This is a genomic window from Serratia proteamaculans, from assembly GCF_946227095.1.
Taxonomy (GTDB): Bacteria; Pseudomonadota; Gammaproteobacteria; order Enterobacterales; family Enterobacteriaceae; genus Serratia; species Serratia proteamaculans_E.
On record NZ_CAMISV010000014.1, the window covers coordinates 118,313 to 133,494 of the forward strand.

The 15,182-nt window shown below is 56.3% G+C and carries 13 protein-coding genes and 1 tRNA gene; 11 read left to right on the top strand and 3 right to left on the bottom strand.

Annotated features, from left to right (window positions below; all coding sequences use genetic code 11):
- Positions 1-130 precede the first annotated feature (130 nt).
- Together xylB and xylA are read right to left on the bottom strand one after the other, a co-directional pair.
- Positions 131-1,582 carry a xylulokinase gene (xylB, locus tag OC597_RS22620; protein WP_261463588.1) on the bottom strand — a complete coding sequence of 484 codons (1,452 nt, stop codon included), beginning with the start codon at positions 1,580-1,582 and terminating at the stop codon, positions 131-133.
- Positions 1,583-1,753: 171 nt separating this feature from the next.
- Entirely contained in the window at positions 1,754-3,073 is a 1,320-nt protein-coding gene (gene xylA / locus OC597_RS22625) for a xylose isomerase (RefSeq protein ID WP_262210567.1), read from the bottom strand.
- A 365-nt stretch (positions 3,074-3,438) separates the two neighbouring features.
- Here xylA and xylF point away from each other — a divergent pair, with 365 nt between their 5' ends.
- From xylF to OC597_RS22655, 6 genes are all read left to right on the top strand, one after another.
- Complete coding sequence (xylF, locus tag OC597_RS22630; protein WP_085115229.1) at positions 3,439-4,434, top strand: D-xylose ABC transporter substrate-binding protein; 996 nt, start codon at positions 3,439-3,441, stop codon at positions 4,432-4,434.
- Positions 4,435-4,463: 29 nt separating this feature from the next.
- A complete protein-coding gene (locus tag OC597_RS22635) occupies positions 4,464-6,005 on the top strand; it encodes a xylose ABC transporter ATP-binding protein (RefSeq protein WP_262210569.1) in 1,542 nt (513 codons plus the stop codon).
- On the top strand, positions 5,983-7,167 hold the full coding sequence (xylH, locus tag OC597_RS22640) for a xylose ABC transporter permease XylH (RefSeq protein WP_099062241.1): 1,185 nt from the start codon (positions 5,983-5,985) through the stop codon (positions 7,165-7,167). The genes OC597_RS22635 and xylH overlap by 23 nt, the downstream gene beginning before the upstream one ends.
- Before the next feature lie 96 nt (positions 7,168-7,263).
- Positions 7,264-8,442 carry a D-xylose utilization transcriptional activator XylR gene (gene xylR / locus OC597_RS22645; RefSeq protein WP_261425662.1) on the top strand — a complete coding sequence of 393 codons (1,179 nt, stop codon included), beginning with the start codon at positions 7,264-7,266 and terminating at the stop codon, positions 8,440-8,442.
- Between the two features lie 68 nt (positions 8,443-8,510).
- Positions 8,511-9,131, top strand: coding sequence for a nucleotidyltransferase domain-containing protein (locus OC597_RS22650; RefSeq protein WP_261425660.1), 621 nt, complete (start codon positions 8,511-8,513; stop codon positions 9,129-9,131).
- Entirely contained in the window at positions 9,082-9,522 is a 441-nt protein-coding gene (locus OC597_RS22655; protein ID WP_261285709.1) for a DNA-binding protein, read from the top strand. The genes OC597_RS22650 and OC597_RS22655 overlap by 50 nt, the downstream gene beginning before the upstream one ends.
- 5 nt (positions 9,523-9,527) lie before the next feature.
- Here the strand turns inward: OC597_RS22655 and OC597_RS22660 are convergent, their stop codons facing one another.
- A complete protein-coding gene (locus OC597_RS22660; protein ID WP_261259892.1) occupies positions 9,528-10,382 on the bottom strand; it encodes a LysR family transcriptional regulator in 855 nt (284 codons plus the stop codon).
- A 126-nt stretch (positions 10,383-10,508) separates the two neighbouring features.
- On the opposite strand from OC597_RS22660, the gene OC597_RS22665 reads away from it, so the two are divergent.
- From OC597_RS22665 to OC597_RS22685, 5 genes are all read left to right on the top strand, one after another.
- On the top strand, positions 10,509-11,708 hold the full coding sequence (locus tag OC597_RS22665; RefSeq protein WP_262210571.1) for a CynX/NimT family MFS transporter: 1,200 nt from the start codon (positions 10,509-10,511) through the stop codon (positions 11,706-11,708).
- Between the two features lie 76 nt (positions 11,709-11,784).
- Complete coding sequence (locus tag OC597_RS22670) at positions 11,785-13,131, top strand: esterase-like activity of phytase family protein (RefSeq protein WP_261285710.1); 1,347 nt, start codon at positions 11,785-11,787, stop codon at positions 13,129-13,131.
- Positions 13,132-13,232: 101 nt separating this feature from the next.
- Positions 13,233-13,327 (top strand) — tRNA-Sec (locus OC597_RS22675).
- 156 nt (positions 13,328-13,483) lie between these two features.
- Positions 13,484-13,936, top strand: coding sequence for an Arm DNA-binding domain-containing protein (locus OC597_RS22680; RefSeq protein ID WP_059199217.1), 453 nt, complete (start codon positions 13,484-13,486; stop codon positions 13,934-13,936).
- Positions 13,923-15,125 carry a tyrosine-type recombinase/integrase gene (locus tag OC597_RS22685; RefSeq protein ID WP_262210572.1) on the top strand — a complete coding sequence of 401 codons (1,203 nt, stop codon included), beginning with the start codon at positions 13,923-13,925 and terminating at the stop codon, positions 15,123-15,125. Before OC597_RS22680 ends, OC597_RS22685 begins: the two co-directional genes overlap by 14 nt.
- Positions 15,126-15,182 lie beyond the last annotated feature (57 nt).

Sequence of the window (15,182 nt, forward strand, 5' to 3'; positions counted from 1 at the left end):
AGAGGTGAGGAGTGTCAAAAGACAGCCACCAATTTAGGAGAGGAGCCGACGGGTTGGCAGTGACATTTGCCACTGGCGACTATTCGATTTGGCAATAATAAGGGGGGCGGGTATTACCCCACCCCTGTTTTTACATCAGCGGCAACAGACGGGTATAGAGTTCGCGGAAGGTACTGCGTAGCGCAGCGTACTCTTGGTGGCGTTCGGCATCTGGGCTATGTACCTGTTCCAGCGGCAATTCAGGCAGCAGTTCGCCGAGTGGGCGTTGCGGGTTCAGTGCGATCTGTGCCAGCCGTGCGGCCCCCAGCGCCGGGCCGACGTCGCCGCCGGTGCGGTATTCCAGCCGTTGACCACTGATGTCCGCCAGCATTTGTCGCCAGAATGGGCTGCGTGCGCCGCCGCCAATCAGGGTGATGCTGGAGGGCTGCAGGCCGCTGGCGTGCAGCACGTCCATCCCGTCGGCCAGGGCGAAACCGACGCCTTCCAGCACCGCCCGCGCCAGATCGTTCGGACCATGCTGATGGGTGAGCCCCCAGAATGCTCCCTTGGCGTTCGGATTGTTATGCGGCGTTCGCTCGCCGGACAGATAGGGCAAAAACCACAGCGGAGCTGCCGCCGGGGGGGCCTGTTCGACGTTGCGCAGCAAGGTGGCGACGTCTTCGACATTAGTCAGTTTGCAAACCCAGTCCAGACAGGAGGCGGCGCTGAGCGTCACCGACATCAGGTGCCAGGTGTCGGGTAGCGCATGGCAGAAGCTGTGCACCGCGCTGGCCGGGTTGCTGAGAAAGCCGTCGCTGACCGCGAAATACACCCCCGAAGTCCCGAGCGACAGCATCGCCTGCCCGGCCTGATACAGCCCCACGCCGATCGCCCCGGCCGCGTTATCGCCGCCGCCGGCCACCACCGGTACCGGCGACATGCCCCAGCGGCGGGCCAGTTCGGTATGGGTCTGGCCGGTTACCTGATTGCCCTCGAACAGTTGCGGCATCTGGCGGCGGGTCAGGCCGCAGGCGGCCAGCATCTCGTCGCTCCAGTCACGTTGCGCCACATTCAGCCAGCCGGTGCCGGCGGCGTCCGACATGTCGCTGGCGAAGTCGCCGGTGATGCACCAGCGCAAATAATCTTTAGGCAACAGCACCTTATCAATGCGATCGAACAGCAGGGGTTCATGCTGTTGCACCCACAACAGTTTAGGGGCGGTGAAGCCCGGCATCATCAGGTTACCGGTGATTTGCCTTGATTGCGGCACCGTCTGTTCCAGCGCCAGGCATTGCGCGGCGCTTCTGCCGTCATTCCACAGGATCGCCGGGCGTAGCACCTGTTGCCGCGCGTCCAACAGCGTGGCGCCGTGCATCTGGCCGCTGAGACCGATGGCTTTTACCTGCTGCAGGCTGTGCTGTTTGCCCAGCGCCAGCATCGCGCGATCGGTGGCGTGCCACCAGTCCTGCGGCGCTTGCTCTGACCACAGGGGGTGAGGGCGGGAAATGGGCAGCGACTCACCGTGGCTGGCAAGCAGTTGGCCCTGCTCACTGAGCAAAATGACTTTTACGCCGGAGGTGCCGAGGTCGATGCCGATATACATGGTTAAGGGTCCTTAAAGACGCGGCGAGTGCCGCGCGGGGTCATACCCTTCATACTTCAAGCTGCATCAGTGTTGGCTGTCTGCGTGTACCCCAGTCACGTACTGGCTGTACGCTCCCGGGGATGCGCTTAGTTGCCGCCTTGATGCAACTCGAATTATTTTGAGTATAAGTTAGCCGAACAGGTAGTGGTTCATCAGGTTTTCAAGCTGCTCCTGGCGGCCGCTGACGTGCTGTGGCGCCAGTGCATGTCCTTCAGCGTACTGCGCCAGGGCTTCGAGCGACAGTTTGCCCTGCAAAATTTGCTGGCCCAATTCACCATTCCAGCCGGCATAGCGTTTGGATACCTGCTGGTGTAACTGACCGTCAGTCACCATTTTCGCTGCGACCTTCAGCGCCAGCGCCATCGTGTCCATGGCACCAATATGGCCATAGAACAGGTCGTATTTGTCGGTGCTTTGACGGCGCACCTTGGCATCAAAGTTCAGCCCGCCGGTGGTAAAGCCCCCAGCCTTGATAATTTCGAACATCACCAGTGCGTTCTCTTCTACGCTGATCGGGAACTGGTCGGTGTCCCAACCCAACTGAGGGTCGCCCCGGTTGGCATCGACGGAACCAAAGATGCCGAGTGCGATGGCGGTGGCGATCTCATGGTGGAACGAGTGGCCCGCCAGCGTGGCGTGGTTGGCTTCGATATTCACCTTGATCTCTTTCTCCAGGCCGAACTGCTTGAGGAAGCCGTAAACGGTGGCGACATCGTAGTCGTATTGATGTTTGGTCGGCTCCTGGGGTTTGGGCTCAATCAGCAAGGTGCCCTGGAAACCGGTTTTATGTTTGTGCTCCACCACCATCTGCATAAAGCGGCCAATTTGCTCACGCTCCTGGCGCAGGTCGGTGTTAAGCAAGGTTTCATAGCCTTCGCGGCCGCCCCACAGCACGTAGTTTTCACCGCCCAGGCGTTGAGTGGCATTCATGGCGGTAAACACCTGAGTGGCAGCCCAACTGAAGACCTCCGGATCCGGGTTGGTGGCTGCACCGGCGCCGTAACGCGGGTGGGTAAAGCAGTTGGCGGTGCCCCACAGCAGTTTTACGCCGCTGCTGTGTTGTTTTTCTTCCAGTACGTCGGTCATGACTGCAAAGTTGTGCAGATACTCTTTCAGCGAAGCGCCTTCCGGCGAAACGTCGACGTCATGGAAGCAGTAGTAGGGGACATTCAGCTTGTGGAAGAACTCGAACGCCACGTCGGCTTTGCGTTTGGCCAGCGCCAGCGCATCGCCCGGTTGCTGCCAGGGACGATCGAAAGAGCCGACGCCGAACATGTCCGCGCCGTTCCAGCAGAAGGTATGCCAGTAGCAGGCGGCAAAACGCAGGTGCTCCGCCATACGCTTGCCGAGCACCAGTTCATCCGGGTTGTAATGATGAAAGGCCAGCGGGTTATTACTGGTAGGGCCTTCGTAGCGCACTTGCTCAAGCTGATCAAAATAAGATTGCATTATCGACTCCTGGGTAGCAATGCCCGGTTTACGGGATGCCTTTATCTTCGGAGTTTGCGACAGGCTGCTCAATTACGTTATTTCACACTTAAATTCACAGAATTATTAAATGTGCGGCAGATCTCATAATAGGTTTTTAACCGCAGTTTATTTAAGGCCTCTTCATTTTTATTTGTCGACCTGCTGTTTTTCAGCTTGAAAGCATGACCGCCATCATAAAAACAACATTAAACCAAAAATCATAATTAGCCGGTAAAAATCAGTAATTGCTGAATATTAAATAACCGATAACAATCCGCTCTAAGCTGCGTCACTAGCCCGTTTCAATTATTGCCCCTACACGTTAAATAACAAAGGTATATAAGATGAAATTCAAACCTGTGTTCCTTTCGGTCTGCGCACTGCTGGCGCTGGCCAGCCAACCGGCGTTCAGCAAAGAAGTCAAAATCGGCATGGCGATCGACGACCTGCGTCTGGAGCGCTGGCAAAAAGACCGCGATATCTTTGTCAGTAAGGCCAAATCACTGGGGGCCGATGTGTTTGTCCAGTCGGCCAACGGCAATGAAGAAACCCAGATGGCGCAGATTGAAAACATGATCAACCGCGGCGTCGACGTGCTGGTGATTATTCCTTATAACGGCAAGGTGTTAAGCAACGTGATCAGCGAAGCCAAGCGGGAAGGCATTAAGGTGCTGGCTTACGATCGCATGATCAATAACGCCGATATCGATTTTTACATCTCCTTTGATAATGAAAAGGTCGGTGAACTGCAGGCGCAAAGCCTGGTGCAGCGGGTACCGCAGGGCAATTACTTCCTGATGGGCGGCTCGCCGGTGGATAATAACGCCAAGCTGTTCCGCCAGGGACAGATGAAGGTGCTGCAACCGCTGATCGACGGCGGGAAAATCAAGGTAGTGGGCGATCAGTGGGTTGACGGATGGTTGCCGGAAAACGCATTAAAAATCATGGAAAATGCGCTGACCGCCAACAATAACAAGATTGATGCGGTAGTGGCTTCCAACGACGCCACCGCCGGTGGTGCGATCCAGGCGCTGGCCGCTCAGGGCCTGGCGGGCAAGGTGGCCATCTCCGGTCAGGATGCCGATTTGGCGGCGGTGAAGCGCATTGTCGCCGGTACTCAGACCATGACGGTGTATAAGCCAATCAGCAAGCTGGCCGACGAGGCGGCGGGCATCGCGGTGCAACTGGGCAAGGGTGAACAGCCGAAAGCCAACGCCACGTTAAATAACGGCAGCAAAGACGTGCCATCCTGGTTATTAACCCCTATTCCGGTGGATAAATCGAATATCGACAGCACCATTATTGCCGACGGCTTCCACAAAAAAGCCGACATTAATTAATTCCAACAGCCGGTAATGCGGAGGGAATAATGCCCAGCCTTTTAGAAATGAAAAATATCACCATGCAATTCGGGGTGGTTAAGGCGGTGGATAATGTCAGCCTGAAATTAGAGGCCGGACAGGTATTATCGCTGTGTGGTGAAAATGGTTCGGGAAAATCCACCCTGATGAAAGTGCTGTGCGGGATATATCCGCACGGCAGTTATCAGGGCGATATTTATTTCTCTGATGATTTATTAGCGGCAAAAAACATTCGCGACACCGAGCAGAAAGGCATCGCCATCATCCATCAGGAGCTGGCGCTGGTGAAGCAGATGACGGTGCTGGAAAACATGTTTCTCGGCAATGAATGGTGTCGATACGGCGTAATGGATTACGACGCCATGTACCTGCGCTGCCGACGGATGTTGGCGCAGGTCAAGCTGGAGGTGGATCCCAACACCCCTATCGGCGAACTGGGGCTGGGCCAGCAGCAGTTGGTGGAGATCGCCAAGGCGCTGAACAAGCAGGTGCGGCTGCTGGTGCTGGATGAGCCGACGGCGTCGTTGACCGAAAGTGAAACCGCTACGCTGCTGGCGATCATTACGGATCTGCGCGATCACGGCATCGCCTGTATTTACATTTCGCACAAGCTGAATGAGGTGAAAGCGATCTCGGATCTGATCTGCGTGATCCGTGACGGCAAGCACATCGGCACACACCCGGCGGCGGAAATGAGCGAGGACGACATTATCGCCATGATGGTCGGGCGTGAGTTAACCGAGCTGTATCCGCAGCAGCAGCATGATATCGGTGAGGTGATCCTGCAGGTGGATAACCTGACCGCCTGGCACCCGGTGAATCGTCATGTTCGGCGGGTGGACGATGTTTCATTCAGCCTGCGGCGCGGTGAGATCCTCGGTGTGGCCGGGTTGGTCGGCTCCGGGCGGACCGAAACCATGCAGTGCCTGTTCGGCGTCTACGCTGGTCGTTGGCAGGGAAGCATTACCCTCAATGGGCAACCGGCCGTTATTAACAATTGCCGCCAGGCAATGCGATATGGCATCGCCATGGTGCCGGAAGACCGCAAGCGTGATGGCATCGTACCGGTGATGGGCGTGGGGGCCAATATGACTTTGGCGGCGCTGAGTGACTTTAGCGGTGCGCTGACGGTGATCGATGATGCTTTGGAACAGGTGACCATTCGCCAGTCGCTGGCACAGCTTAAGGTAAAAACTTCCTCGCCTGAACTGGCGATTGCCCGGCTGAGCGGCGGTAATCAACAGAAGGCTATTCTCGCCAAGTGCCTGCTGCTGAAGCCGAAAATTCTGATATTGGATGAGCCGACACGCGGTATCGACATCGGCGCCAAACATGAAATCTATAAGTTAATCAATCAACTGGTACAGCAGGGGATTGCGGTGATCGTGGTGTCTTCGGAACTGCCGGAAGTGCTGGGGTTAAGCGATCGCGTCCTGGTTATGCACCAGGGACGCATCAAGGCGTCGTTGATCAACCAGGGTCTGACCCAGGAACAGGTGATGGAAGCCGCATTGAGGAGTGAAACAGATGTCGAAAAACACGCAGTCTGAAGCGATCGTGCCGGCAATGGTGGAGAAAAAACCCATAGTGAAGTTGAAATCCATCAATTTGCAGGTGTTTGTGATGTTGGCGGCGATAGTCGTCATTATGCTGTTCTTTACCTTTACCACCGAAGGGGCTTATCTCAGCGCGCGTAATATTTCCAACCTGCTGCGCCAGACGGCGATCACCGGCATTCTGGCGGTCGGCATGGTGTTTGTGATTGTGTCGGCAGAAATCGACCTGTCGGTCGGTTCAATGATGGGGTTGTTAGGCGGGGCGGCGGCGATTTTCGACGTTTGGCTGGGTTGGCCATTGCCGCTGACCATCGTGGTGACGCTGCTGGCTGGTCTGCTGTTGGGGGCCTGGAACGGTTGGTGGGTGGCTTATCGCAAGGTTCCGTCGTTTATCGTAACCCTGGCGGGGATGCTGGCCTTTCGCGGCATCCTGATCGGCATAACCAACGGCACTACCGTGGCACCGACCAGCGGCGCGATGTCGCAGATTGGCCAGAGCTATTTGCCGAACGGCCTGGGTTTTGGTATCGGTGCGGTTGGGCTGATGCTGTTTGTGGCCTGGCAGTGGCGGCGGCGCAGTCGGCGTGCCCAGCTCGGTTTGCCCGTGGCCACACCGACCGGTGACGTCACCCGGCAAAGTATTTTGGCGCTGCTGGTGCTCGGCGCCATCTATTTGCTCAACGATTACCGTGGGGTACCGACGCCGGTGTTGATCCTCACCGCGCTGATGCTGGCAGGGATATTTATGGCCACCCGCACCGCCTTTGGCCGTCGGATCTACGCCATCGGCGGCAATATTGACGCTGCGCGGCTGTCGGGTGTCAACGTCGAACGCACCAAGCTGGCGGTGTTTGCCATCAACGGTTTGATGGTAGCCATTGCCGGCCTGATCCTCAGTTCACGCCTGGGGGCCGGGTCACCTTCGGCGGGCAATATCGCCGAGCTGGACGCCATCGCCGCCTGCGTGATTGGCGGCACCAGCCTGGCCGGCGGCATCGGCAGCGTGGCCGGCGCGGTGATGGGCGCGTTCATCATGGCATCGCTGGATAACGGCATGAGCATGCTGGACGTGCCGACCTTCTGGCAGTACATCGTCAAGGGCGCCATTTTGCTGCTGGCAGTATGGATGGACTCCGCCACCAAGCGGCGGGCATAAGAATAGCGTCTGAGCTCACAGTTATGAGGTGATGCCTGCTGCTCTCCCGGATGGGTTGTGCTATCCCAGAGACCAGTTCATTTATCGGGGATGCCCATGTTCGAGAAGCGCTTTCGCATTACCTTGCTGTTCAATGCCAATAAAGTGTACGACCGCCAGGTGGTAGAAGGCGTCGGCGAGTATTTACAGGCTTCACAATGTGACTGGGACATCTTTATCGAAGAGGATTTCCGCTGCCGTATCGACAACATCAAGGACTGGCTGGGCGATGGGGTGATCGCCGATTTCGACGACGGTGAAATCGAACGGTTGCTGCACAACGTCAGAGTGCCGATCGTCGGAGTGGGTGGCTCTTATCATCGCAATGAGGACTACCCGCCGGTGCACTACATAGCTACCGACAATCAGGCGCTGGTGGAGGCGGCATTTACTCATCTGAAAGAAAAAGGCATCAATCGCTTTGCCTTCTACGGCTTGCCTGGCGAAGGGGGTAAACGCTGGGCGCAGGAGCGTGAGCATGCTTTCCGGCAGCGGGTGGCGCTGGAGCAGTATCAGGGCGTGGTGTATCAGGGTATGGCCACCGCGCCGGAGAACTGGCAATACGCGCAGAACCGGCTGGCAGACTGGGTGCAGACCCTGCCGCAGCAGACCGGCATTATCGCGGTGACCGATGCACGAGCGCGCCATTTGCTGCAGGTGTGTGAGCATCTGGATATCGCAGTGCCGGAAAAGCTGTGCGTGATCGGCATCGACAATGAAGAACTGACGCGTTACCTGTCGCGGGTGGCACTGTCTTCAGTGGCGCAGGGCACCCGTCAAATGGGTTATCGCGCCGCCAAGTTACTGCACCAACTGCTTGATCGTCGTGAACTGCCGCTGCAGCGCATTCTGGTGCCGCCGGTGAAGGTGATTGAACGACGTTCTACCGATTTCCGCTCGCTGCGCGACCCGGCGGTGATCCAGGCGATGCATTACATTCGTCATCACGCCTGCAAGGGCATCAAGGTCGAGCAGGTGCTGGATGCGATCGGCATGTCGCGCTCCAATCTGGAAAAACGTTTCAGGGATGAAACCGGTGAAACTATCCACCATGTGATCCATCAGGAAAAGCTGGATCGCGCCCGTAACCTGCTGACGGCCACCTCATTGACCATCAACGAGATCTCACAGATGTGTGGCTACCCCTCGCTGCAGTATTTTTATTCGGTGTTCAAGAAAGGCTATGACATGACGCCCAAAGACTACCGTGAGCGCTATGGCGAGGTTGGGTATTAGGGTTTACTTGTCTAATGTAGCCATATTGGCTACATTTGTAGCTAATATGGCTACATTAGAGAAGCATCATGTACGGTTCCCTGCTTGATCTCTTATTCAGTGAATATCGGCGAAAAGTGCTAAGTCTGTTGCTCAAGCAACCAGAACAAGCGTTTCATGTGCGCGAAATTGCGCGCCGTACCGCAACTCAGGCCGGTACCCTACATAAAGAGTTGAACAAGCTGGCGCAGGGCGGCATCTTGCTCAGGCAGCAACAAGGAAACCAAATCTGTTATCGGGCTAACCCCGATTGCCTGATTTTTCCTGAGCTGGCGGCTATTTTCCGCAAAACCTCCGGGGTGGCCGAGCGTTTGCGCCAGGCGTTGGTCGAGCTTAACGCTGAGCTTGAACTGGCCTTTATTTTTGGTTCGATTGCCAGTGGTAAGGCCAAGGCTGACAGTGACATAGACGTCCTGATCGTCGGCAACTTGTCATTCTCAGAGGTGATCAACGTGTTTTACCCATTGCAACAGGAATTGGGCAGGGAAATTAACCCCAAACTGTATTCACCGGCAGAGTGGCGGGCGGCTTTGGCGGAAAACTCCGCTTTTATTCAGGACATTATGAGTAAGCCCCGGCTAGGGATTTTGGGAGACAAGGATGACGTTAGACAATTTGATAGGTCTTGGCCTGGAGGCGATACGGCCTGACGCGGGCGCAATCAGAAAATTACTCTCCGCCGCTGCGCGTAATCGGCATGACGCCAGTATCACTCTGCTCAGCAATGAAACGCGTTTTGACACGGCGTATAAAGCGGTCATGCAAATCGCGAATGCAGCCCTGCAGGCGGAGGGTTTTCGGACCTCGACCCATAAACCCGGTCATCATCAACTCATGATCCAATCATTACCGCTGACCCTGGGTATTTCGCGTGAATCAATGATCTGCCTGGATGCTTTACGAAAACAACGCAATATCGCTGATTATTCAGGTGATTTGGTGACGGATGCGGCAGTGCATGCCTGCCTGGAACAGGCAGAGATACTTTGGCTGGCGGCTAACGATTGGTTGCAGCTCAAACATCCGCAGCTTTTGGAATAATCTTCTCATACCAACCCACAAAACGTCTTTAGCCGTTCGGCCAGCGCCGGGGTAGCGGCAGGGGCACCGTCGCGGTAATACAGCGCCAGTTCAATGTTGTCGATCGGCGGTAAGCCTTCGGCGATACCCAGCACCCGATGGCTCGGCAAACGGCAGCCGGCCGGCAACAGGGTGACACCCAGCCCGGCGGCGGAGGCGGCGGTGAGCGCAGCCAGACTGGCGCTGCTATAACCGATGCGCCAGCGTTTGCCGAGGTTATCCAGCGCCTGACACAGGTCATCACGATATAACCCATTGAGCGGGAACACGGCCAGCGGTACCGGCGATTGTTCGATTGCCGGGAAGGCCAGGCTGTCCAGCCACAGCAGTGGCTCCGGCCTGGCGGCTCGTGGTGGCTGGCTGCGGCGTTGCTTAACCAGGATCAGATCCAGCTCTTCGCGGGCGTAGGCGCTGTGCAGATCGGCACTCAGGCCGCTGGTGACGTCCAACCGCAGATGCGGGTGCGCGCGGCTGAACTCCGCCAGCAGTTCGGTGGTGGGTGCGGCGAAATCCTCCGGCATCCCCAGTCGCAGCACGCCGTCACGCCAGATGCCGGTCAAGGCATCGTGTGCCTCTTCATTCAGCGCGATGATGCGTCGCGCATAGCTCAACAGTTTGACGCCTTCCTCGGTCAGCAACACCTGATGGGAAGACCGTTCAAACAGCGGTTTACCCAGCATCTCTTCCAACCGACGAACCTGTTGGCTGACGGTAGATTGTGACAAAAACACCCGTTCTGCGGCACGGGTGAAGCTGTTGCTGTCACATACTGCAACGAAGCTGAGCAGTAATTGCGGATTGAACATCGGATAACGATTCATTTTTCCACTGTTGGCTATTTTATTATTTAATTTCCCAATACTAGCGGGGATGCCTAGAGTAAGGCAACGCTGCGGCGGCCACTCTGTGACTCCGCACTCTTCATCCCGGAAGTTCAGGAATAGACCGTGTTAAATCATTTTGTTGTTCCCTCCTTGTTACGTCGCTGGTTCAACCCCCTGCTGTGGGCGCTGGTGCTGATTGGCCTGAATATGCGGCCATTGCTGACCTCGATCGGCCCGTTGTTACCGACGCTGCGGCAGGCTACCGGGCTAAGCTTTGGCGGCGCAGCCCTGCTGACTACCTTGCCGGTACTGATGATGGGGTTGATGGCGCTGGCGGGTGGGGCGATCAACCGCCTATTCAGCGAACGCACCGGCGTGGTATTGAGCCTGCTGGCGATTGGTGTGGGTGCCGCCTGGCGTGAGCTGGCGCCGGGCAGCACGCAATTAATGCTGAGTGCGGTGCTGGGTGGGCTGGGGATTGGGGTGATCCAGGCGGTGATGCCCGGCATTATCAAACATCACTTTCTCAAGCAGATGACGCTGGTGGCCGGGCTGTGGTCGGCGGCACTGATGGGCGGTGGCGGTCTGGGGGCGGCGATTACCCCCTGGCTGATGAGTGTCGGCCATGACTGGCACAGTGCGCTGGCCTGGTGGGCGGTACCGGCGCTGGTGGCATTAATCGCCTGGTGGCCGGTCAGCCGTGGCCTGGCTCGCCTGACGCCGTCGGGGGCTTCCAGCGGACCGAGCCTGTGGTTCAGTCGTCGTGCCTGGCTGCTCGGCGCTTATTTTGGTTTGATCAACGGTGGCTACACCAGCCTGATCGCCTGGCTGCCACCCTATTATATGCAGCTCGGCTGGCAGCCGCAGGCCAGCGGATCGCTGTTGGCGCTGATGACCTTCGGCCAGGTGGTGGGAGCACTGCTGTTGCCGGCGCTGGCACGCTCGGCGGATCGTCGCCCGCTGTTATTGCTGGCACTTGCCATGCAGTTGGTTGGTTTCATTGGCCTGATTTATCTGCCGCAGACGCTACCCTGGCTGTGGGTGTTGCTCTCGGGCCTGGGGCTGGGCGGTGCCTTCCCGCTGTGCCTGGTGCTGGCGCTCGATCATATCCCACACCCGGCGGCGGCGGGACGGCTGGTGGCTTTTATGCAGGGCATCGGTTTCCTGCTGGCGGGTACCACGCCGTACATTTCCGGCCTGCTGCGTGATTACAGCGGCAGCTTTGTGCTGGATTGGCAAATCCATGCGCTGCTGGTGGTAGTGCTAATCGCCATCACCTGGCGCTTCCATCCGCACAGCTATCGGCGGGCCTTCGCTGAATAATATTTCTGTCATTGCGGCTCCCTATAGTGACGTTGCTTTTACTTCTGGGTAATAACAACAAAAAGGGAACCAAGACATGCACATCACCAAAACCCGCCTGGCGCTGTTGGCCGGCTGTATGGCGCTGAGCAGTAACCTGTGGGCAGATGCTCAACCGGTGCCAGCGACCCTGGCCGGGCACGCGTTACTGGCGGTGAAATCCAACGTTGCAGCACCGCAGGATGCCCCCGCCGATTTACAGCAAAGCGGTAAATACACCAGCGGCAAACGCGTGACCGAACTGGGCAGCGTGGCGGGCAAATCCGCCGATCGCATGACCGGCATCGGCCTGCCGATCAACGGCCAGCCGCTACAGGGCCATTCCGGCATCAGGCATATGCCCGACGGCACCTACTGGGTGCTGACCGACAACGGATTCGGCAGTAAGGCCAACTCGCCGGACGCCATGCTGTACCTCAATCACTACAAAATCGACTTCGGCAACGGCACGGTGACGCCACTGAAAACCGTATTCCTGCACGATCCCGACAAAAATGTACCCTTCCATATCATCAATGAGAGCACCGATAAACGTTACCTGACCGGCAGCGATTTCGACCCGGAAAGCTTCCAGTTCGCCGACAATGCCCTGTGGATTGGCGACGAGTTCGGGCCTTATCTGATCAAAGCCGATCTGAACGGCAAGGTGCTGGCGGTGTTTGACACCAAGGTGGACGGCAAGGTGGTGAAGTCGCCGGATAACCCGACGCTGACCCTGCCGGGCGCGCCGGACGGCAAACAGAACTTCCAGGTGGCACGTTCCAAGGGCTTTGAGGGCATGGCGGCGTCACCGGACGGCAGCAAGCTGTACCCATTGCTGGAAGGTGCACTGTGGGACGGTGAAAAGTTTGAGAACCTCGACGGCAAACGCTATCTGCGGGTGCTGGAATTCGACGTGAAGCAGCAGGCCTGGACCGGCCGCAGTTGGCAATATGTGTTGGAAGACAACCAGAACGCCATTGGTGATTTCAATATGATCGACGCCGCCCACGGGCTGGTGATCGAGCGTGATAACGGCGAAGGCACACAGGATAAAGCCTGTGCGGCAGGCGCACCGACCGACAACTGCTTCAACCAGGTGGCGAAGTTCAAACGGGTATATAAAATTGCTTTCTCTGACGATAACGTCGGTAAACCGGTCGACAAGTTGGCCTATATCGATCTGATGAACATTCAGGATCCGAACAAACTGGCGCTCAAACCACTGAACAACGGCGTGCTGACTTTCCCGTTCTTTACCATTGAAAACGTGGACGTGGTGGACGGTAGCCATATCATTGTCGGCAACGATAATAACTTCCCGTTCTCCTCCAGCCGTCAGCCGAACGTGGCGGATGACAACGAGTTTATCCTGCTGGACGTGAAGGACCTGCTGAAGCCTTAAATCTGTCGGCCTCCGGCGCATTGCCGGGGGCTAGTGCTATTTCCCTCTTAGCGCTAAGGGTAAACTGCGCTATAATCAGCCCCTTGCTTCCGATTCCCAAAGGAAGATCCTCGTCCCCGGTGGGGCGGCCGGACTTCAAATCCGGTTGGGGCCGCCAGCGGTCCTGGGCAGGTTCGACTCCTGTGATCTTCCGCCATTCGATGTATTCTGAACTCTCCCAACGTCAACTAAACCCCCTTTAAACCCTTGTGTATCAAGCCTTCCTTGTATTCCGAAGTCAACAGGAGTCTACTGGTATCAATATGCCCCTGGGGGCACTATTGGGCAAACCGACCACTGTGGGTAAAATCACATGCCACCAAAACAGCTAAAAACCATTAACAATCAAACAATAGCGTCACTTGATACCCGTAGCAAACCCTATAAGTTTTCTATCGGTAGGGGGCTCTATCTGCTGGTAGTGCCTACAGGCTCAAAATACTGGCGTCTGAAGTACCGCATAGACGGAAAGGAGAAGAGCTTGGCATTCGGGACATACCCTGCTGTCACGATTAGCGAAGCCATCATGCTAAGGGAAGAAGCCAGAGCGAAGATCAAAGATGGTTACGATCCCGCGATTGATAAAACTCTGGAGAGAGAACAACGCCGCCAGGAACGTACCAAGCAAGCATTCCAACTTTCGCTTACCGAACCCGGTGGGCTGATTATCAAAACAACTAAGCAAACCCTATCGCTTACGCCAGAGCAAACTCAGGCCGTCAAAGCATTCTTGCTTTCAGGAGGAAACAACGATGCCATTAACTGATGCGAAAGTTCGCGCATTAAAGCCCAGAGATAAGTCGTACCGCTTAGGTGATGCTGGAGGGCTGTACGTTGAGGTGGCTACGAATGGATCGCGTTACTGGCGTATGAAGTACCGCGTTGCAGGTAAAGAGAAGCGTCTCGCCTTTGGCGTTTACCCCGATGTATCACTGGCAGATGCGCGTGAAAAGCGCGATGCGGCCAAAAAGATCCTAGCGGCAGGCGGTGACCCTAGTGAAACCAAAAAGGCCGAGAAGCTTGCTCAGAAGCTGAATGCGGAAAATACCTTTGAGGCCATCGCCCGCGAGTGGCATCAGACTAAGGCCGATCGCTGGTCGCTGCGCTACCGTGATGAGATCATTGATACCTTCGAAAAAGATATCTTCCCTTATATTGGCAAGCGTCCTATTGCCGATCTCAAGCCGATGGAGTTACTGGAAGCGTTGCGCAAAATGGAGAAGCGTGGGGCGTTGGAGAAAATGCGTAAGGTTCGCCAACGCTGCGGAGAGGTCTTTCGTTTTGCCATTATCACCGGTAGAGCTAATTACAACCCTGCTCCCGATCTCGCCAGCGCTCTGGCAACGCCGAAGAAGGAACATTTCCCCTTCCTGACGGCTCAGGAACTACCCTATTTCCTTAAAGACCTATCTGGTTACACTGGCAGTGTTATCACTAAAACTGCGACCAAGATCATCATGCTGACGGGTGTAAGAACCCAGGAACTGAGATTTGCACGCTGGCAGGACATCGACTTAGATAAGGGCGTATGGAGTATCCCGCCTGAAGTGATGAAAATGAAGCGACCGCATGTCGTTCCATTATCAACGCAGGTTATCGAACTGTTCAGCTCTCTCAAACCGATTACTGGTGGCTATCCCTTGGTGTTTATTGGCCGAAACGATCAGCGTAAGCCAATCAGCAAGGAAAGCATCAATCAGGTCATCGAGCTGTTGGGTTACAAGGGGCGACTGACTGGCCACGGCTTCCGCCACACCATGAGCACCATCCTGCATGAGCAAGGCTATAACTCGGCCTGGATTGAGACACAGCTTGCTCACGTGGATAAGAACAGCATCCGTGGCACCTACAACCATGCGAAGTATCTGGATGGACGGCGTGAGATGCTGCAGTGGTATGCCGACTATATGGATATGAATAGACCCGGGTTTCGTAGACACTTTTTTGCCTCATAATGGAGGCCTAATGAAGGAGTGTTTATGTCAGTCAAAACGTTCACTGAAGAATTCAAA